Origin of the sequence: Imhoffiella purpurea, assembly GCF_000585215.1 — a bacterium.
In the GTDB taxonomy this organism is placed as follows: Bacteria; Pseudomonadota; Gammaproteobacteria; order Chromatiales; family Chromatiaceae; genus Imhoffiella; species Imhoffiella purpurea.
In genome coordinates, this window is sequence record NZ_AONC01000081.1 from 1 (window position 1) to 1576 (window position 1576).

1 protein-coding gene is annotated in these 1576 nt (G+C 63.6%); it reads left to right on the forward strand.

Annotation, left to right across the window (positions count from 1 at the left end):
- Positions 1-132 precede the first annotated feature (132 nt).
- Entirely contained in the window at positions 133-1569 is a 1437-nt protein-coding gene (locus tag D779_RS19845) for an IS4 family transposase (RefSeq protein WP_081763622.1), read from the forward strand.
- Positions 1570-1576: the final 7 nt, after the last annotated feature.

Here is a 1576-nt window from a genome sequence, read left to right on the forward strand (position 1 = left end):
CATCCCTTTACCCATATCTCAGACCAGTTTCGCACACATTCCTTGTTTGATTGCGACACAAGACTGGATTCGTCGTCGGAGTTTCCGTTGCAATGTCTGTAACGTGAACGCCGACAGTTGGGATGGAGAACGATGCACGAAACAGCGCTGAATCAACCGATCGATCGAGCCCCCGAGTTTCCCGAGGTCCTGCCGTTGGGAACTTTGGAGCAGGAGCTTGGCACCATCGATCTGGGCGATGTCCGGCGGAATCGGCGCTCGCAGCAGCTGCTGGGGCAACTGGGTGCGAAGCCGAGTGAAAGCATTCCGACGGCCTGCGGCGGTTGGGACGAGACGCGCGCGGCCTACCGCCTGCTCGCTCAGGAGCGTGTCACGGCGAAGCGGGTGCTGGCCCCGCATGTGGAGCGTACCGAGGAACGTCTGCGCGCCCATGAGCGGGTACTGTGCATCCAGGACACGACCGAGCTCGACTACACCACCAAGAAGGGACGCATGAATGGCCTGGGTCCGCTCAACTACGAATCGCGTTGGGGGCTGTATCTGCATCCGACGCTGGCGGTGACTCCGGATCGAATCCCGCTGGGTGTCCTGGACACGCATACCTGGGCCCGCGAGCCCGGCCGTCTGGGGCAGGACACGGCAGCCAGCCGTCCGCTCGAAGAGAAAGAGAGTGCGCGCTGGGTCGAGGGGTTCGCGCAGGTCAACGCCCTGGCCGAGGCACTGCCCGACACGCGCCTGACCTATATCGCCGACCGCGAGGGCGATCTCTACGATCTGTTCGTCGAAGCCCCGTGCCCCGAGCAGGGGGCCGATTGGCTGGTGCGTGGTCAATACCATGAACGTCGCCTCACGGATGGGCGCACCCTGCGCGAGGCGCTCGCCGCCGCGCCGGTGCTGACCACGATCTCCTTTACACGCCCGGGCGGACATGGCAAGCCGGCCCGGCCCGTCGAGCAGCACCTCAAGGCGGTGCGCGTCACCTTGAAGGCTCCGCACCGTCCCGACCGTCGGCTCAGCGAAGTCACCGTCACCGCGCTGTTGGCCACGGAGATCGACCCTCCCAGCCACGATGACGCGGTCGAGTGGCTGCTGCTGACCAATCTCCCCGTCGAGACGCCCGAACAAGCGCTCGAGAAGATCGCTTGGTATTTGTGTCGCTGGCAAGTGGAGGTCTTCTTCAAGATTCTCAAAAGTGGCTGCAAGATCGAGCGGTTACAGTTGGAGGAACGCGAGCACCTGGAGCCCGCCATTACCTTCTACATGATCATCGCCTGGCGCGTTCTGTTGCTCACCCACCTCGGGCGTGCCTGCCCCGAGATGCCCTGCGATGTGGTTTTCGACGCCGCCGAATGGAAGGCCGTCTACCTCGTCACCCAGCGCCAAGCTCCGCCAGAAGACCCACCATCGCTCGATGCCATGGTCCGCATGGTGGCCACCCTCGGCGGCTTCCTCAACCGAAAAAGTGATGGCTTCCCTGGACCGCAATCCCTGTGGATCGGGCTGCAGCGCGCGGCTGATTTCGTGCTCGCTCTTGAGGCTCAGCGCTCTGCAGGGGCGAGTTATGGGTAAAGCCATG